This window comes from Cryobacterium sp. MP_M3 (genome assembly GCF_015752155.1).
In the GTDB taxonomy this organism is placed as follows: Bacteria; Actinomycetota; Actinomycetes; order Actinomycetales; family Microbacteriaceae; genus Cryobacterium.
Genome location: NZ_JADOVI010000009.1, coordinates 41657 through 59048, shown reverse-complemented (window position 1 = coordinate 59048; position 17392 = coordinate 41657). Strand labels below are relative to the sequence as shown.

15 protein-coding genes are annotated in these 17392 nt (G+C 70.1%); 4 read left to right on the top strand and 11 right to left on the bottom strand.

Annotated elements, in window-relative coordinates; all coding sequences use genetic code 11:
• Window positions 1-8 precede the first annotated feature (8 nt).
• From IWX89_RS11540 to IWX89_RS11530, 3 genes are read left to right on the top strand one after another with little or no spacing between them, the layout of a single operon-like run.
• Window positions 9-1097 (top strand): aromatic ring-hydroxylating dioxygenase subunit alpha, encoded by a 1089-nt coding sequence (locus IWX89_RS11540; protein WP_196903708.1) that lies wholly within the window; start codon window positions 9-11, stop codon window positions 1095-1097.
• Window positions 1098-1112: 15 nt separating this feature from the next.
• The gene (locus IWX89_RS11535; protein WP_196903707.1) at window positions 1113-2096 is read left to right on the top strand and encodes a PDR/VanB family oxidoreductase; all 984 of its coding nucleotides are present in this window, start codon (window positions 1113-1115) and stop codon (window positions 2094-2096) included.
• 49 nt (window positions 2097-2145) lie between these two features.
• Window positions 2146-3639 (top strand): aldehyde dehydrogenase family protein, encoded by a 1494-nt coding sequence (locus IWX89_RS11530; RefSeq protein ID WP_196903706.1) that lies wholly within the window; start codon window positions 2146-2148, stop codon window positions 3637-3639.
• 7 nt (window positions 3640-3646) lie between these two features.
• On the opposite strand, the gene IWX89_RS11525 is transcribed toward IWX89_RS11530, so the two are convergent.
• Together IWX89_RS11525 and IWX89_RS11520 are read right to left on the bottom strand one after the other, a co-directional pair.
• The gene (locus IWX89_RS11525) at window positions 3647-4480 is read right to left on the bottom strand and encodes an aldo/keto reductase (protein WP_196903705.1); all 834 of its coding nucleotides are present in this window, start codon (window positions 4478-4480) and stop codon (window positions 3647-3649) included.
• 55 nt (window positions 4481-4535) lie between these two features.
• The gene (locus tag IWX89_RS11520) at window positions 4536-5297 is read right to left on the bottom strand and encodes a metalloregulator ArsR/SmtB family transcription factor (RefSeq protein ID WP_196903704.1); all 762 of its coding nucleotides are present in this window, start codon (window positions 5295-5297) and stop codon (window positions 4536-4538) included.
• Window positions 5298-5384: 87 nt separating this feature from the next.
• Here IWX89_RS11520 and hrpA point away from each other — a divergent pair, with 87 nt between their 5' ends.
• Entirely contained in the window at window positions 5385-9305 is a 3921-nt protein-coding gene (gene hrpA / locus IWX89_RS11515; protein ID WP_196903703.1) for an ATP-dependent RNA helicase HrpA, read from the top strand.
• Between the two features lie 132 nt (window positions 9306-9437).
• Here the strand turns inward: hrpA and IWX89_RS11510 are convergent, their stop codons facing one another.
• The 9 genes from IWX89_RS11510 to IWX89_RS11475 form a co-directional block, all read right to left on the bottom strand.
• A complete protein-coding gene (locus IWX89_RS11510; protein WP_374220511.1) occupies window positions 9438-10238 on the bottom strand; it encodes an amino acid ABC transporter ATP-binding protein in 801 nt (266 codons plus the stop codon).
• Window positions 10235-11251, bottom strand: coding sequence for an amino acid ABC transporter permease (locus IWX89_RS11505; RefSeq protein WP_196903702.1), 1017 nt, complete (start codon window positions 11249-11251; stop codon window positions 10235-10237). Before IWX89_RS11505 ends, IWX89_RS11510 begins: the two co-directional genes overlap by 4 nt.
• Window positions 11252-11254: 3 nt before the next feature.
• Window positions 11255-12142 carry an ABC transporter substrate-binding protein gene (locus IWX89_RS11500; RefSeq protein WP_196903701.1) on the bottom strand — a complete coding sequence of 296 codons (888 nt, stop codon included), beginning with the start codon at window positions 12140-12142 and terminating at the stop codon, window positions 11255-11257.
• A gap of 234 nt (window positions 12143-12376) precedes the next feature.
• Window positions 12377-12973, bottom strand: coding sequence for an ABC transporter substrate-binding protein (locus tag IWX89_RS18540; RefSeq protein WP_307836536.1), 597 nt, complete (start codon window positions 12971-12973; stop codon window positions 12377-12379).
• Window positions 12974-12979: 6 nt separating this feature from the next.
• Window positions 12980-13375, bottom strand: a complete 396-nt coding sequence (locus tag IWX89_RS18535) for a hypothetical protein (RefSeq protein WP_231383200.1) — start codon at window positions 13373-13375, stop codon at window positions 12980-12982.
• A 47-nt stretch (window positions 13376-13422) separates the two neighbouring features.
• Complete coding sequence (locus IWX89_RS11490) at window positions 13423-14250, bottom strand: ABC transporter ATP-binding protein (RefSeq protein WP_196903700.1); 828 nt, start codon at window positions 14248-14250, stop codon at window positions 13423-13425.
• Window positions 14250-15320, bottom strand: coding sequence for an iron chelate uptake ABC transporter family permease subunit (locus tag IWX89_RS11485; protein WP_196903699.1), 1071 nt, complete (start codon window positions 15318-15320; stop codon window positions 14250-14252). The genes IWX89_RS11490 and IWX89_RS11485 overlap by 1 nt, the downstream gene beginning before the upstream one ends.
• On the bottom strand, window positions 15317-16357 hold the full coding sequence (locus IWX89_RS11480; protein ID WP_307836527.1) for an iron chelate uptake ABC transporter family permease subunit: 1041 nt from the start codon (window positions 16355-16357) through the stop codon (window positions 15317-15319). The genes IWX89_RS11485 and IWX89_RS11480 overlap by 4 nt, the downstream gene beginning before the upstream one ends.
• A gap of 8 nt (window positions 16358-16365) precedes the next feature.
• Window positions 16366-17367 carry a siderophore-interacting protein gene (locus tag IWX89_RS11475; protein ID WP_196903698.1) on the bottom strand — a complete coding sequence of 334 codons (1002 nt, stop codon included), beginning with the start codon at window positions 17365-17367 and terminating at the stop codon, window positions 16366-16368.
• Between the last annotated feature and the right edge of the window lie 25 nt (window positions 17368-17392).

The following is a 17392-nucleotide window of genomic DNA, read 5'->3' as shown; positions in this document are numbered from 1 at the left end:
GAGTCCCGATGAAGGAAACGACCGTCGACAAGGTCCTCGGCCACCCGCGGAACGCCTGGTACGTCGCGGCCTGGGACCACGAGGTCAATCGCAAGCCGCTCGCGCGAACGGTCGCGAATCGCCCCCTCGCGCTGTACCGCACCGAGGACGGTGACGCCGTCGCACTCGCCGACGCGTGCTGGCACCGGCTGGCGCCGCTCTCGATGGGGAAACTGGAAGGCCGGGACGGCATCCGCTGCCCGTACCACGGCATCCTCTACAACTCGGCGGGCCGCTGCGTCTCCATGCCGGCGCAGGAGACCATCAACCCGAGCGCCACGGTCGCGTCCTTCCCCGTCGTCGAACGCCACCGTTACGTCTGGGTCTGGCTGGGCGACGCGGCCCTGGCCGACCCGGAGCTCGTGCCCGACATGCACCAGATGGATGACCCGGCGTGGGCCGGAGACGGCCTCACGATCTCGGTGGACTGCAACTACCAGCTGGTGCTCGACAACCTGATGGACCTCACCCACGAGGAGTTCGTGCACAGTTCCTCGATCGGCCAGGAGGCACTGAGCGAATCCGAGTTCACGGTGCACCATGACGAGCGAACGGTGACGGTGGAACGCTGGATGCTCGGCATCGACGCTCCCCCGTTCTGGCTGAAGAACATGCGCGACAAGTTTCCCGGCTTCGAGGGGAAAGTCGACCGCTGGCAGATCATCCACTTCGAATCGCCGTCCACGATCAACATCGACGTCGGTGTCGCGCGGGCCGGCACCGGGGCGCCGCAGGGCGATCGGAGCCAGGGCGTCAACGGTTACGTGATGAACACGATCTCCCCGGTGACCGACCGGTCCTGCCGCTATTTCTGGGCATTCATGCGCAACTACCGGCTTGAGAGCCAGGTGATCACGACCCAGCTGCGGGACGGCGTGTCCGGCGTCTTCAAGGAGGACGAGGACATGCTCGTCGCCCAGCAGGCCGCGATCGACGCGAACCCCGACTACGAGTTCTACAGCCTGAACATCGACGCGGGCGGGATGTGGGTGCGCCGGCTGATCGAACGCCAGCTCGCGGCCGAGGGCCGGCTGCCCGCCCCCGTCAGCGCCGGCTGAGCGGCGGCGACGACGATGGCAACTTCCCACGCGGTGGTCTGGCAGCGCGCCACGGTCGTCGACTCGACCGCCCTCACCGGCGACATCCGCCGGATCGTGCTCGCGCCCGACCACCCGGCCAGGGCCGACGCCGGCGCGCACATCGACGTGCGCGTGCCGATCGGCGGGGTTCTGGACCGCCGGTCGTACTCCGTCGTCGACGCCGGCCCCGAGGGCCGGACCCTCGCGATCAGCGTGCTCGACTCGCCGCGGTCCCGCGGAGGCGCGCGGGCGATGCACGCCCTCCGGCCCGGCGACACCATCGAGATCACCCAGCCGATCGTCGACTTCCCCCTCCGCGTCGGAGCCGCGCACTACGTGCTGCTGGCCGGCGGCATCGGCATCACGGCGGTCATGGGCATGGCGAGCGTGCTCCGGTCGGTCGGCGCCGACTACACGCTCGTCTACGCCGGGCGCAGCCGGCCGGCGCTGGCCTACCTGGACCAATTGCTGAATGCGCACGGTGACCGGCTGAGACTCCACATCACCGGCGAAGGCAGCCCGCTCGACGTCACCGAGCTCGTCGGCGGGGTCGAACCGGGCACCGAACTCTACCTGTGTGGTCCGATCAGGCTGATGGACGCGGTGCGCCGGGCCTGGATCGAACGCGAGCTCCCCTACCCCGACCTCCGGTTCGAGACCTTCGGCAACAGCGGCTGGTTCGCCCCCGAGGACTTCGTCGTGCGCATCCCGCGGATCGGCGCCGAGGTCACCGTCCGGGCGACCGAGACCATGCTCGAGGCGCTCGAGGCCGCTGAGGTCGACCTGATGTTCGACTGCCGCAAGGGTGAGTGCGGACTCTGCGAGGTGCGCGTGCTCGACCTCGATGGAGACATCGACCACCGCGACGTCTTCTACAGCGAGCGCCAGAAGGACTCCCGCGGCAAGATGTGCTGCTGCGTGTCGCGGGTCGTCGCGCCGCCCGGCGGCACCGCCGTGGTGACGATCGACATTTCCTGAACCCCCCGCACCCCCACCCAACCGCCATCACCATGAAGGAGAACCGCCCATGACACTCACCGTGACTGAGACCGCGACGACCCCGTTCCTCGACCCCGCGGCGTGGTCGGGGAAGATCTACATCGACGGGGAGTGGGTCGCCGGGTCGGGCGGCGACATCCCGGTCATCGAGCCGGCGACCGGCGCCGAAATCGGCCGGATCGGGATCGCCACCCCTGCCGACGTGGCCAGGGCCGCCGCGGGCGCGGCCACGGCGCAGAAGGCCTGGGCCGCGACCGCGCACCCCGTGCGTGCCGCCGTGCTGCGCCGGGCCGCCGCGCTCCTGCAGGAACACGCCGACGAGATCATGGACTGGAACGTGCGGGAGGTCGGCGCCGTTCCCGGGCTCGCCGGCTTCGCCCTCCACGTCGGCGCACAGGAATGCTACGAGGCGGCGGCGCTGCCGTCGCATCCGCTCGGCCAGGTGCTCTCGAGCGAGGAGCCGAGGATCTCCATCGCCCAGCGGGTGCCGGTCGGCGTCGTCGGCGTGGTGTCGCCGTTCAACGTGCCGATCATCCTCGGCATCCGCGCGGTGGCGCCGGCGCTCGCGCTCGGCAATGCGGTCGTGCTCAAGCCGGACCCGCGCACCGCGGTGACCGGCGGTGTGATGATGGTGCGCATCTTCGAGGAGGCCGGCCTGCCCGCCGGGCTCCTGCAGCTGGTGACCGGCGGCGCCGACGTCGGCGAGGCCATCGTCGCCGACCCGAACGTCCGCGTGATCGCGTTCACCGGGTCGACCAGGGCCGGGCGCGCCGTCGGCGAACTCGCGGGAAAGCACCTCAAACGCGCACACCTCGAACTTGGCGGCAATTCCGCGTTCCTCGTGCTCGCCGACGCCGACGTCGACAAGGCCGTCAACCTCGCGGCCTGGGGATCGTTCCTGCACCAGGGCCAGATCTGCATGACGGTCGGGCGGCACATCGTGCACGAAAGCATTTTCGACGAGTACGTCGAGAAGCTCGCGGCGAAGGCGGACTCCCTCGCAGTGGGCAACCCCGCCACCGAGCACGTGCACCTCGGCCCGATCATCGACGAGAACCAGCGCGACCGCATCCACCGACTGGTCACTGCCTCGATCGATTCCGGCGCGCAGCTGCGGGCGGGTGGCAGCTACGACGGGCTGTTCTACCGGCCCACCGTGCTGGCCGATTCGCCGCTGGACGCCCCCTCCTTCTGCGAGGAGGTGTTCGGCCCGGTCGCGTCCGTGGTGCGGTTCAGCACCGAGGACGAGGCCGTGGCCATCGCCTCGGCGACCGAGTACGGACTCTCGCTCGGCATCGTGACCGCCGACGCCATGCGCGGCCTCGAACTGGCCCAGCGGATCCCCTCGGGCATCGTGCACATCAACGACCAGACGGTCAACGACGAGGCGAACACGCCGTTCGGCGGCGTCGGCTCGTCCGGCACGGGTTCACGGCAGGGCGGCGCGGAGGCGAACATCGACGCCTTCACAGAGACGCGCTGGATCACCCTGCGCCGCACGCCGGGCAGCTACCCGTTCTGAGTCGCGGCTAGTTCACGTCGTTCGGGTGGGCGCTGACCCGGCCCACCCGTTCGAGCGAGGAGATGGTGTTCAGTTCGGTGCGGCTGAGCTCGAAGTCGAAGACGTCGAGGTTCTCGATCATCCGCTCGCGCCGGTTCGACTTGGGGAAGACGATGTTCCCGGTCTGCAGGTGCCAGCGGATGACGACCTGGGCGGGCGTCTTGCCGTGCGCCTCGGCGGCGACGGCCACGACGGGCTCCTCGAGGAGCGGGTACTTGCCCTGGCCGAGCGGCCCCCAGGCTTCGACCTGGATGCCGTTGGCACGGGCGAACCGGGCCACCTCGGGCTGCTGGTGCGCGGGGTGCAGTTCAATCTGGTTGACGGCCGGCACGATGTCCGTCTCGCTGAGCAGCCGGTCCAGGTGCGGCTCGAGGAAGTTGGAGACGCCGATCGACCGGGCCCGGCCGGACTCACGGATCTTCTCCAGCGCCTTCCAGCTTTCCACGTAACGGTCCTTGGCGGGGGTGGGCCAGTGGATCAGGTAGAGGTCGACGTAGTCCAGGCCGAGCTTCTCGAGGCTCTCGTCGAAAGCGTCGAACGCGGACCGGGTGCCCTGCTTGTCGTTCCACAGCTTGGTCGTGACGAACAGGTCGGAGCGGGAAATCCCGGATGCGGCGAGCGCCGCGCCGACGCCCTCCTCATTGCCGTAGACCGCGGCGGTGTCGATGTGCCGGTAGCCGACCTGGAGCGCGTCGGAGACGATCCGGCTGGTCTCCTCAGGCTCGACCTTGAACACACCGAAGCCGAGCTGGGGGATGGTGTGGCCGTCGTTGAGGGTCAGAGTGGGAACTGGAGTCGTCATGCGCCCCACCCTAGGGGTCCGAACCGAACGGAAACTGACCGAACCCGCGGTCGGACTACTCCGCCGGCGCTGCGTCAGCGGCCCAGGGACCGCGAAGCCGCACCTGGCACAGCTCCGGGCCGACGAACGGGCGCAGTTCGGTGCCCTCCGGGTCGTGACCGAGGGTGGCGGCGATGCCGCGGATCAGGCCCAGGTGCACGGAGCAGATCACCTCCGGAGCCTGTCTCGCATCCGCCCGGAACGGGCAGGCGAGCAGGTTGACCACCGGCGGAGCCGGCGGGCCGGGAGCATCCGCCCCATCCGCGACCGCCTCGGTCCCGGCGGGCCCGTCAGCGTCGGCCATCTCGCCGACCGGGACCTCGACCTCCGGGTCGAAGCCCAGCCGGTCGAGGATGCGCACGAGCGGTGCGACGCCCTCCCCCGCGTTCCCCCGCAGTTCGCCGGCGAACGAGGCCGACCAGTGCTCGCCGGCCCGGACCGCCCTGGCCCGGCCGCCGTCGGCGTCCTCGGCGAGCGCACCGGCCAGTGCCTGGCTCAGGTCATGCCGTGCCTCGTCCTCCCGGGCGGCCGGCCCTGCGCTGAAGAGGATGCGCGGACGCCCGCGCGCACCCGCACGCTCGACCGCTCGCCGGATCAGCCCCGCGCTCTCGAGCTGCTCGAGGTGGAATCTCACCGTCGTGACATGCAGCCCGACCTGCGCCGCCACGGCGGCCGCGTCGAGCGCGACGTCGGACCACATCAGGAGTTCGAGCACCTGGCGGCGCGCGTCGGAGGCCAGGGCGGCGTACCGCCCCCCGCTCGCTTCCTCGTCTGTCATGCATTGATGCTAACATCGTGCGGTTTAAGGCGGCGGTGGCGACCGGGCACCCGGGTGTTCCCCGGCTTGGAATACGATGGAAGGCTCATGATCCCCGTCGTCATCACCTTCCCGCCCGAACTCCCGGTCAGCCAGCGCCGCGAGGATATCGCGCGCGCCATCCGTGACAACCAGGTGGTGATCGTCGCCGGCGCGACCGGCTCCGGCAAGACCACCCAGCTGCCGAAGATCTGCCTCGAACTCGGCCGCACCAGCATCGGCCACACCCAGCCGCGCCGCCTCGCCGCCCGCACCATCGCCGAGCGCATCGCGGAGGAACTCGGCCAGGAGGTCGGCCAGACCGTCGGCTACCAGGTGCGCTTCACCGACCAGGTCGGGCCCGATACCCGGATCAAGCTGATGACCGACGGCATCCTGCTCAACGAGATGCACCGCGACCGGATGCTCCGCAAGTACGACACGATCATCATCGACGAGGCGCACGAGCGCAGCCTCAACATCGATTTCCTCCTCGGCTACCTGCGCCAGCTCCTGCCGCAGCGCCCCGACCTCAAGCTCATCATCACCTCCGCGACGATCGACCCGCAGAGCTTCGCCGAGCATTTCGCGGCCGCCGACGGCAGCCCGGCCCCGATCATCGAAGTCTCCGGCCGCACCTACCCGGTCGAGATCCGCTACCGCCCGCTCGTCGCCGAGGCGATGGACGACGATGAGCTGACGGATGCCGCACCCGCCGTCGACCGTGACTACATCGAAGGCATCTCCGCCGCGCTCGACGAGCTCGACCGGGAGTCCAGCGGCGACGTGCTCGTCTTCCTCAGCGGCGAGACCGAGATCCGCGACGCCGCCGACGCCCTGCAAGGCAAGTTCGCCACCGGCGGTCGCGGCAACCCCACCGAGGTCCTCCCGCTCTACGGCCGGCTCTCCGCCGCCGACCAGCACAAGGTTTTCCAGCCGTCGACCGTGGCCGGGGTGCGGCGCCGGATCGTGCTCGCCACGAACGTGGCCGAGACCAGCCTGACCGTGCCGGGCATCCGTTATGTCATCGACGCCGGAACCGCGCGGATCAGCCGGTACAGCGTGCGCTCGAAGGTGCAGCGGTTGCCGATCGAGGCGATCTCGCAGGCGTCCGCGAACCAGCGCTCCGGCCGGAGCGGACGCACCAGCGACGGCATCGCCATCAGGCTGTACTCGGAGGAGGACTTCACCCGCCGCCCCGAGTACACCGAGCCGGAGATCCTGCGCACGAACCTGGCCGCGGTCATCCTGCAGATGATCTCGCTCGGCCTCGGCGACATCGCCGCGTTCCCGTTCCTCACCCCGCCGGACTCCCGCGGCATCAAGGACGGCCTCGACCTGCTCGCCGAACTAGGCGCGGTCGCCCCCGGAACCGGAGGCAGCAACGCGTCCGGCGGCGTCTCCAAACTCACCCGGATCGGCCAGCAGCTCGCGAAGCTCCCCATCGACCCTCGGTTCGGCCGGATGGTGGTCGAGTCGAAGACCCAGGGCACGAGCCGCGAGGTGATGGCGATCGTGGCCGGCCTCACCATTCAGGACCCGCGCGAACGCCCGCTCGAACGCCGCGCCCAGGCCGACCAGCAGCACGCCCGTTTCGCCGACCCGACCAGCGACTTCCTCAGCCTGCTCAACCTCTGGAACTACCTGGAGACGCAGCAGAAGGAACTCGGCTCGAGCGCGTTCCGGCGCCTGTGCAAGAACGAGTTCCTCAACTACCTGCGGGTGCGCGAGTGGCAGGACGTGTACAAGCAGCTGCGGCAGATGGCCAAGCCGCTCGGCCTGCACGTCGGCGACCCCAGCGTGAACCCCGACGGCATCCACCGCTCGCTCCTGGCCGGCCTGCTCTCGCACATCGGCCTCAAGGACACCGCCAAGAAGGACTACATCGGGGCGCGCCAGCAGCGGTTCGTGATCTTCCCCGGCTCGGCGCTGGCGAAGAAGCAGCCGAACGCCGTGATGAGCGCCGAGCTGGTCGAGACCAGCCGCCTGTTCGCCCGGATGAACGCCGTCGTCGACCCGGCCTGGGCCGAGCCGCTCGCCGGTGACCTGTGCAAGCGCAGCTACTCCGAGCCGCACTGGGAGAAGAAGCAGGGCGCCGTCGTCGCCTACGAGCGGGTCACCCTCTACGGGGTGCCGATCGTGCCGCGCCGCCGGATCCAGTTCTCCCGGGTCGACCCGGCCTACGCGCGCGACCTGTTCATCCGGCACGCCCTGGTCGAGGGCGAGTGGGACCTCGACCGCATCGACCAGCGGGTCACCGCGTTCGACCGCGCCAACAAGAAGCTCCGCGCCGAGCTCGCCGAGCTCGAGGAGCGCACGCGCCGCCGCGACATCCTCTTCGACGATGAGGCCGTGTTCGAGTTCTACCAGAAGCGCATCCCCGCCGACGTCTGCTCCACCCGCACCTTCGAAACCTGGTGGCGCCAGGCGCGCACCCAGACGCCCGACCTGCTCACGATGACCGCCGACGCGCTCGTCCCGGAGGACGCGCCGGAGATCGACGAGGCCGTGTTCCCGCCGATCTGGCGCCAGGGCGACCAGAAGTTCACGCTCAGCTACCGGTTCGAGCCCGGCGCGGACGATGACGGCGTGACCGTTCGAATCCCGCTGGCCCTGCTCGCCCGTCTCTCCCCCACCGGCTTCGACTGGCAGGTGCCCGGCCTCCGCGCCGACCTGGTCACGGCGCTGATCAAGTCGCTGCCCAAGAGCATCCGTCGCAACGTGGTGCCCGCGGGCGACTGGGCGAAGCGGCTGCTGACCGAGCTGCCGCCGGCGCCGGGAGAGGTGTCGGTCGGGGTTTCAGGCGCGAGCGGCGGTTCGATCGGGGTATCGACCGGAGCTTCGACCGGCGGGCCCGCCGGCCGGAACCTGTTCGACCGAGACGACGTGCCCTTCACCGAGACGCTCGCCGGCCTGATCCAGAGGCTCACCTATGTGCCGGTGACCGCGAACGATTTCGAACTGGTCCGGGTGCCCGCCCACCTGAGGATGACGTTCAGCGTCGTCGACGAACACGGTCGCCCGATCGCCTCCGGGAAGGACCTGCTCGAGCTGCAGCGCCGGCTCGGCAGCCAGGCCCGCGAGAGCGTCGCCGCGGCATCCGCCGCCACCCCCACCAATGCGATCGAGCGCTCCGGGCTGACCAGTTGGGATTTCCCGGAGCTGCCCCGCTTCCTCGACACCCGGCAGGGCGACAACACCATCCGCGGCTACCCGACCCTCGTCGACGAGGGCCAGTCGGTGAGCATCCGGATGATGAGCACCGAGGCCGAGCAGGCCCGCACCCTGCCCGGCGGGGTGCGCCGCCTGCTCCTGCTCGCGACGCCGTCACCGGTCGCCTATGTGCAGCAGCACCTCACCGGGGCCGAGAAGCTCAGCCTCGCGACCAGCCCGTACCGGTCGACCCAGGCGCTCTTCGACGACTGCCTGGCGGCGAGCGTCGACGACGTGCTGTTCCGGGTCACTCCGGGTGGCCAGGTCTTCATGAAAGCCGAGTTCGACACCATCCGCGACCGGGTCTCCGGCGTCGTGATGGACTCGATGTTCGAGACGGTCGGGCTCGTCGCGCGCATCCTCACCGCGGCCAGGTCAGCCGACAAGGCGCTCAAGGCCTCCACCAGCATGGCGCTGCTGCCGGCGTTGACGGATGCCCGCAGCCAGCTGGCCGGGCTGATCTACCCCGGTTTCGTCAGCGCTACGGGTCTCGCCCAGCTGCGCCACCTGCCCCGCTACCTCGGCGGGATCAGTTCCCGGATCGTCAAGCTGGGCGACAACCCGAGCCGCGACCGGGTCTGGATGAACGAGAGCCAGGCCGCCACCACCCGGTACACGGATGCCGGCGGCCGGATTCCGCTGGCCCCCGACTCGCAGGCGAACCTGGTGCGCGCACGGTGGATGATCGAGGAGCTGAGGATCAGCCTGTTCGCCCAGGAGCTGAAGGCCGCGGAGTCCGTCTCCCTCCAGCGCATCCACAAGGTCCTCACGAGCTGAGCCTCCGCTTCCCGCCGAGATCCACCTTTTCGGTCGAGCCCGTCAGGTGCGCGACTCGGTCTCGACCGAAACGGTGGAACTCGACGAGGTCGCAGGCGGCATCCGTTGCCCGGATGCCGCCTGCGGAACCGGCTACAGCACCTTGGAGAGGAACGCCTGGGTGCGGCGGTGCTGCGGGTTGGTGAGGACCTGGTCGGGGTCGCCGGCTTCGACGACCACGCCGCCGTCCATGAACACCAGCGAGTCGGCCACTTCCTTGGCGAAGCCCATCTCGTGGGTGACCACGATCATGGTCATTCCCGACTTCGCCAGGCCCTTCATCACGTCGAGGACCTCACCGACGAGCTCGGGGTCGAGCGCGCTGGTCGGCTCGTCGAAGAGCATCAGCTTGGGCTCCATCGCGAGCGCCCTGGCGATGGCGACCCGCTGCTGCTGGCCGCCGGACAGGTGCGCCGGGTAGTAGTCGGCGCGTTCGGCCAGCCCCACCCGGGCGAGCAGATCGCGCGCGGTCTGCTCGACCTGGGCCTTCGGCAGGCCCTTCACCCGGATCGGCGCCTCCATCACGTTCTGCAGCGCCGTCATGTGCGGGAACAGGTTGAAGCGCTGGAACACCATGCCGATGTCCCGGCGCTGCCTGGCCGCCTCCTTCGGCGCCATCTCGTACAGTTTGCCGTTCGCCTCGCGATAGCCGATCAGTTCGCCGTCCACGCTCAACCGCCCCGCGGAGAGCACCTCCAGGTGGTTGATGCAGCGCAGGAAAGTGGACTTGCCCGACCCGCTCGGGCCGACCAGGCACATCACCTCTCCGCGCTTCACCTCGAGCGAGATGCTCTTGAGCACCTCGTTGGAGCCGAAGCTCTTCGAGACCTGCTCGGCGAGCACCATCGGCACGTCTTTACGGGGTGCCGCGGGCGTCGTGTTCGTGTCGCTCATCGCTGACCTCCTGGTCGATCCTTCGGCGGCAGGACAATGGCAGGCGGGTCGGACCCGACCACGGGCATCACGCCGGTGAAGGCGCCGGTGGCCACGCCGGGTTCCTTCTTCTCCGGCTGGCGATCGGCGAGACCGCGGGCGAAGCGCTTCTCCAGGAAGTGTTGTCCCACCATCAGGATCGAGGTGAAGAACAGGTACCAGAGCGAGGCGACGATCAGCAGCGGGATGGGGTTGAACGTCTCGGCGGAGATGTCCCTCGACCGGGTGAACAGCTCGAAGCTGAACGGCACGGCCGTGACCAGCGACGTGGTCTTCAGCATGCTGATGACCTCGTTCCCGGTCGGCGGGATGATCACGCGCATCGACTGCGGCAGGATGACGCGGGTCATCGTCTGCGACCAGCTCATGCCGAGGGCGGTCGCCGCCTCCTCCTGGCCGCGGTCAACGGCCAGCAGGCCGGCGCGCACGATCTCGGCCATGTAGGCGGCCTCGTTGAGCGCCAGCCCGATGATGGCCAGCGTGAACGTGTTCAGCGCGGCCTGGGTCTGGAATGACACCCACGGCTCCATGAACGGGATGCCGATGTCGATGCTGGAGTAGATCAGCGAGATCAGGCCCCAGATCGTCAGCTGCACGTAAACCGGGGTGCCGCGGAAGACCCACAGGTAGAACCAGGCCACGCTCTTGACCACCGGGTTGGGCGACAGGCGCATCACGGCCAGGATGACGCCGAGGATGATCGCGATCACCATCGAGTACACCGTCAGTTCGAGGGTGACCAGGGCGGCCTGGGAGATGCGCCGGTCGAAGAGGTACTTGCCCACCGACGGCCAGTCGTAGGCCGGCCGGTAGGCCGCATCGATCATCAGGAGTGCGAAGACCACGACGATGAGGACCGCGAAGACCGCCCGCCACGGATGCCGCAGCCTGATCGCCTTGATCGGCACGGAGGCCGGTTCTGGCGTCGGCGGGGTCTCCCCCGCCGACGCGCCACTGCGTTCTGTGGTGCTCATGGGTTAACCGTTCGCGGCCGCGTTGATCGTGATCTTGTCGATGCCGCCGTCGGCCACACCCCACTTGTCGAGGATCTTGCCGTAGGAGCCGTCGTCGACCATGGACTGGAGGGCGGCCTGCACGGCCTTGGTGAGGTCTGAGCCCTTCTTGACGACGATGCCGTACGGTGCCACGTCGAAGGTCTTGCCCGCGGGCTGGAGCTTGCCCTTGGTCTGCTCGATCGCGTAGAGCGTGACGGGCGAGTCGGCGCTGAGGGCGTCGGCCTGGCCGAGCACGACCGCGTTGGTGGCGGCATCCTGGGTGTCGAACTTGAGCTTGTCGATCGGCGGCTTGCCGGCGGCGACGCAGGCGTCGCTCTTGGCCGGGACCTCGTCGGTGTCCTCGAACGTGGTGGCCTGCACGGCGACCTTGAGGCCGCACGCGTTGTCGGGGTCGACCTCCTTGCCCTTGGCGGAGGCCCACTGGATGCCGGCCGTGTAGTAGTTGACGAAGTCGACCTGCTTCTCACGCTCGACCGTGTCGGTGAACGATGATTCGCCGATGTCGGCCTTGCCGCCGGTGACGCTCGGGATGATGTTGTCGAACTTGGCGACCTGGAACTCGGCCTTGAGGCCGAGCTTGCCCGCAACGGCGCTGGCGATCTCGATGCCCCAGCCGATCGGCGCGCCGGCCTCGTCCTTGAACTCGTTGGGGGCGTAGGTCGGGTCGGTGCCGACGACGAGCTTGCCCGTCTTGGCGACATCGGCGGGAACGAGGGCCGCGGCCTTCTCGTCCTTGGTGACGCTTCCGGCGGTCGAACCGCCGGTGGCGGGAGTGGAGTTGTCGACACAGCCGGTGAGCATCAGGGCTGTGACGGCGGCGAGGGCCGGGAGTAGGTATTTAGCGCGCATTGCGAGGCCTTCTTCGTGGTTGTCGGATGTTGCGGGTTCGTCATTGAGGTCCGTGAACGGTTTGCGACAAATGCGAGCATATAACACCTCGATGACGCGGATTCCGTGCGCAGATAACGTTTTGAGCCAGCTATCCTGAGCGTCGGACCCGCCCGTGACCAGTATGGCCACCCTTGTGTTTCACGCGGATTACGCCCCTTCTCTCTGGGCCTGCGCAGGCTGCCCCGGGATCGCCTATTCCGCTGCAGCCGCAGAGAGGAGGGCGACGTAGTCGTCGATCCCCCACGGCAGCGAGAGCGCCGTGGGAGGCGAGACCGACGCGATGAACGCCGCGCCGACCGGCGAGGCCACCCGGCCGGCCGCCACCTGGGGCATGGCCCGGGCGTACCCGGCCGAGAGGAAGGCGTCGGATTCTTCCCTGGTCGAACCGAAGTTCACCAGCACGTCGCTGTCGAGTTCGCCCAGTCGTTCGTGACTCAGCGTGTAGAAGAAGCTCGCCTCGCCGGTCGCGAGGGCGTCGACGCTCGGTGCGCTGGCGAAGCCGAGGTCGAGGGTGAAGGCCACCCGGGGGTCTTCCTTCTTGTACACGTAGAAGGTTCCGCCGCTGTCGCTGGTGAGTGCGATGCTCTTTCCGGCGAATTCCGGATGCGCCGCGGCCTGGCCCGCGATCTCGGCATCGATGTCGGCGAGGAGCGTCGTGGCCTCCGCGGTCCTGCCGAGGGCCGTGCCGGTCAGGGTGATCAGTTCCCGCCAGTCGGTCGCCCAGGGCTCGCCGGGGTAGGCGACGACCGGCGCGATCTCGCTGAGCAGGTCGTACTGCTCCTCCGTGATGCCGGACTAGCCGGCCAGGATCACATCGGGCGCGGCGAGGGCGATCTCCTCATACGGCGGCTCGGTCGAGTTCGGCAGCACCGTGGGGGTCGCCAGCTGCTTCGCCGCGAGGGCCTCGGCGATCCACGGCAGCACACCGTCCTCGTCACCGCCGTATTCCTGGAACGGAATGGCCACCGGCACGACGCCGAGCGCGATGGCGTCGTCGGCGCTCCCCCAGCCCCACGCCACGACGCGGGTCGGAGCCGAATCGATGGTGGTGGAACCGAAGGCGTGCTCCAGCGTGACCGGGAAAGTTCCGGTGGCCGGGGCATCCGTCGCCGGCGCGGGCGCGGAGCACCCGCTGAGCGTGAGGGCGAGCACTGTCGCGGCGGCCAGGAGGCAGGGCAGGGGACGTGGCACGGGCGGCTCCGAATCTGGGAGGACTAGTTGACTAAGGTAAGCCTAACCTAACTTATCCGAGGGTGATTGTCGTGGAACCGGCCGATCGGCACGATCAGGGGGGTCCCGGAGACGGGGTCGTCAATGATCCGGGCCGAGAGACCGAAGGCGTCGAGCACGACCGCGGCGGTCAGTACGTCGCGGGGGTCACCCTGGGCGAGGATCCGCCCCTCGCGCAGCACGACCAGGTGGTCCGCGTACCGGGCCGCGAGGTTGAGATCGTGGAGCACCATGGCGATCGTGGTGCCCTCCCCGCGGTTGCGCTCGTGCAGCAGGTCGAGCACCTCGAGCTGGTGGGCCACGTCGAGGAAGGTCGTCGGCTCGTCGAGCAAGAGGATGTCGGTGTCCTGGGCCAGCGCCATCGCGATCCAAACCCGTTGCCGCTGGCCGCCGGACAGGTCTTCGAGGCGCCGGGCGGAAAGCTCGAGGGTGTCGGTCGCGGCCAGCGCCGCCGAGACGACGGCGTCGTCGGTGCCCGACCACCGCCCGAACCAGCCCTGGTGCGGATGGCGGCCACGGCCGACCAGGTCGCTGACGCTGATCCCCGCTGGGGCGACCGGATGCTGCGGAAGCAGCCCGACCACCGTGGCAACCCGCTTGCCCGGCAGTCCGAACAGATCGTCGCCGTCGAGGAGGACGACGCCGCTCTCCGGCCGGAGGAGCCGGGCGAGCCCGCGCAGCAGCGTCGACTTGCCGGAGGCGTTGGCCCCCACGATGACCGTGATCCGGCCGCTCGGCAGCTCGAGGTCGAGGTCGTCGATGATCCGCCGGGAGTCGTAGCCGAGGCTGAGTCCGACGGCGGCGAGGGTGTGCGGGACTGGTGGGGAGGGGGGCATCAGGCGCCCTTTCCGGAAGTGTCGGCGGTGGCGAGCAGCCAGAGCAGGTAGGGCGCGCCGATCGCGCCGGACACGATCCCGGCGGGCAACTGGATGCCGCCCGGCAGGAGGTGCTGCGCCGCGAAGTCGGCGGTGAGGGTGACGAGCACGCCGACCATCGCGGACGGCAGGAGAGCGGGCCGGCCGTCGCCGAGCAGCCGCCTGGCGATCGGACCGGACACGAAGGCGACGAAGGCCAGCGGGCCGACCGCGGCCGTGGCGACGGCCGCGAGCAGGGCGGCGAGCCCGAGGAGCACCAGCCGGGAGCGTTCGGCGGCGACACCGAGGGTGGTCGCCAGGTCGTCGCCGAGCTGCAGCATCCGCAGCCGGCCTGCGAGAGCCCAGACGACCGGCAGGAGCACGGCGAGGCCGGCCGCGACGGTGAGGATGTCGGACCAGCGGGCGCCGCTGACGCTGCCGACGAGCCAGGTCAGCGCGTACTGGGCGTCACGGAGGTCCGCCCGGGTGAGGAGGTAGCCGAGGAAGCCCTGCACCATGAAGGCCACGCCGACGCCGATGAGCACGAACCGGGAGCCGGCCATGCCTCCGCGCCAGGCGAGGAGGTAGATCGCGGCGGCGACGAGGATCGCCCCGGCGGCGGCCGAGAGGGAGGTGGCGAGACCGCCGAAGCCGAGAACGAGCATCCCGTACACGGCTGCCGCGCTCGCTCCTCCGGTCACGCCGAGGATGTCCGGGCTGGCCAGAGGATTGCGCAGGACGCCCTGGAAGAGCGCTCCCGAGACCGCGAAGGCGGCGCCGGCGAGCAGGGCCAGCACCAGCCGCGGCAGCCGGAGGGTGAGCACGATGAAGTTCTCGCTGCCCGAGCCGAGCCCGAGCAACGTTCTCACGAGGTCGGCCGGACCGATCGAGTAGGCGCCGGCCGACAGGCTGAGCACGGCCATCAGCAGGATGCCGCCGCCCAGCGCGAGGCAGACCCGCCGTGAGCGGCGACGCCGCCTCGAACGATCGGCCGACAGGGCCTCCACACCCATGCCCGCCGCGACGGCGGCCGCGGCCGTGTCGTCGTTCACAGCGCCACCGGCCGCGCGCGCCGCACGAGGGCGATCAGCACCGGCGCGCCGAGGAACGCGACGACCAGGCCGGCCTCGATCTCTCCCGGCCGGGCGATCACCCGGCCCAGGACATCCGCCGAGAGCAGGAGGACCGGGCCGAGCAGCGCGGAGAGCGGCAGGACGCGCCGATAGTCCGGCCCGGCGAACCAGCGGGCGAGGTGCGGCACGGCGAGCCCGACGAAGACGATCGGGCCGGCCAGGGCGGTCGCCGAACCGCAGAGCAGCACCACCGCGACGGCGCAGACGATCCGCGCCGTGACGACGTTCTGGCCGAGGCCGCGGGCGAGGTCGTCGCCGAGGGCGAGGGCGTTGAGCATCCGCCCGGCGACCACCGCGAGCAGAGCCCCCGCCGCGATGAACGGGGCGAGCTGCACCGCGGAGTCCAGGCCGCGCGCGACGAGCGACCCCGCCGACCAGAAGCGGTACCGATCGAAAGCGGCCGAGTCGGTCAGCAGCACGATCGTGATCAGCGAGGTCAGGGCCGCCGACAGGGCCGTGCCTGCGAGGGCGAGCTTGATCGGGGTACCCCTGTCCCGGCCGAGCGAACCGATCAGGTAGACGATCGACGCGGCGACGAGGGCTCCGGCGAAGGCGAACCAGACGTAGCCTCCCGCCGCGGTGACACCGAACCAGGCGATGCCGACGACGACGAAGAGGGATGCGCCCGCGTTGACGCCGAGCAGTCCGGGGTCGGCGAGCGGGTTGCGGGTGATCCCCTGCATGAGCGCGCCGGCCACGCCGAGGGCAAGCCCGGCGAGCAGGCCGACGACGGTGCGGGGCATCCGCAGCCCTTGCACGACCACCCCGGCCGGACCACTGTCGTCGGGCCGGAGAACCGCGGTGACGACCTCACCGAAGGCAAGGTCGCGCGCGCCGACCAGGAGGGATGCCGCGACCGCTACGACCAGGAGCAGCCCCGCGAGCACCATGGTCAGGGGAAATCGCCTCCGGCGCCGAACACCGACCACCCCGCCGGACGCGAGGCCTGCCGCCACGCCCGCCACTAGGACGCTTCGGACGCGCCGAGGCGCCAGTAGCCCATGAAGGCCACACTCGTGCGGTCGATGCCGATCTCCCGGACGAGGAAACGCCGGAGCAGCTTGATCACCCCGGACTCACCCGCCAGCCAGGCGTAGAACTCGCCCACGGGAGCGGTGACCGGGGTGTCCCAGAGCGGCTCGCTGTCGGGGTCGGGGCCGATGGCGCCGTCTTCGGCGTGCACGGCGGAAGCGGCGCGGTCAGGGAAGAACCGCTCCCGCGTCGCCCAGTCCCGCACGGCGGCCGTGAGGCGGTGCCCGCGCGGCTCGGTCCCGCGGTCGAGCCAGGTGACCTCGCAGCCCTCCGGCACCCGGATCGGCAGGGCGTCGCCTCCGGTGGGCACCTCGAGGAAGACGCGCGCCTCGCGGCCGGCCGGCAAGGATTCGAGGATGCTGCTGATCGCGGGCACCGCCGTCTCGTCTCCGACGAGCAGAAGCCGGGTGGCCGCGCCCGGGCGCCAGTCGAGTCCGGCCGTCGGGTCGCTGCCGCGCGCATCCGGACCCACAATCACCAGTTCGGCACCGGGGACGGCCGCACGCAGCCAGTCGGCGGCCGGTCCGCCGCTCGCGTCGCGGCTCTCCTCGACGGCAGGCCCGGTGCCGTGGGCGTGGGCGACGAAGTCCACGTCGATCTCGCGCCGTTCAGGCCGCACGGCGCGCACCGTATAGGTGCGGATGGGGTTTCGAACATCATCGGGCAGTGCCCGCCAGCGCGTGTACCAGCTGCCATCGGCGTGGGTGGCCGGGTCGTCCACACCGAAGTCGCTCACGCCGATCCCCGGCAGGGGCAGCACGAGCTTGAGCCGCTGGTCGAGGCCCACGGCACCGAAATCGCCGAAGTCGCGGCCCGTGAACGTCACCCGGGTGAAGTGTGGGCTCAACCTCCGCACGTGCGAGACCGTCGCCCGGAACGGCCGGTAGGACGGTCGTTCGGCAGCAGCACTCTCGACGCTAGGCAAGGTTAGCATTACCTAAGTATGCCAGAGCCGAACA

What these genes read in the sequence shown, in the direction of transcription:
- IWX89_RS11540 (WP_196903708.1), top strand. Translation starts at nt 9, where the DNA reads ATGAAGGAAACGACCGTCGACAAGGTCCTCGGCCACCCGCGGAACGCC.
- IWX89_RS11535 (WP_196903707.1), top strand. Translation starts at nt 1,113, where the DNA reads ATGGCAACTTCCCACGCGGTGGTCTGGCAGCGCGCCACGGTCGTCGAC.
- IWX89_RS11530 (WP_196903706.1), top strand. Translation starts at nt 2,146, where the DNA reads ATGACACTCACCGTGACTGAGACCGCGACGACCCCGTTCCTCGACCCC.
- IWX89_RS11525 (WP_196903705.1), bottom strand. Translation starts at nt 4,480, where the DNA reads ATGACGACTCCAGTTCCCACTCTGACCCTCAACGACGGCCACACCATC.
- IWX89_RS11520 (WP_196903704.1), bottom strand. Translation starts at nt 5,297, where the DNA reads ATGACAGACGAGGAAGCGAGCGGGGGGCGGTACGCCGCCCTGGCCTCC.
- hrpA (WP_196903703.1), top strand. Translation starts at nt 5,385, where the DNA reads ATGATCCCCGTCGTCATCACCTTCCCGCCCGAACTCCCGGTCAGCCAG.
- IWX89_RS11510 (WP_374220511.1), bottom strand. Translation starts at nt 10,238, where the DNA reads ATGAGCGACACGAACACGACGCCCGCGGCACCCCGTAAAGACGTGCCG.
- IWX89_RS11505 (WP_196903702.1), bottom strand. Translation starts at nt 11,251, where the DNA reads ATGAGCACCACAGAACGCAGTGGCGCGTCGGCGGGGGAGACCCCGCCG.
- IWX89_RS11500 (WP_196903701.1), bottom strand. Translation starts at nt 12,142, where the DNA reads ATGCGCGCTAAATACCTACTCCCGGCCCTCGCCGCCGTCACAGCCCTG.
- IWX89_RS11490 (WP_196903700.1), bottom strand. Translation starts at nt 14,250, where the DNA reads ATGCCCCCCTCCCCACCAGTCCCGCACACCCTCGCCGCCGTCGGACTC.
- IWX89_RS11475 (WP_196903698.1), bottom strand. Translation starts at nt 17,367, where the DNA reads ATGCTAACCTTGCCTAGCGTCGAGAGTGCTGCTGCCGAACGACCGTCC.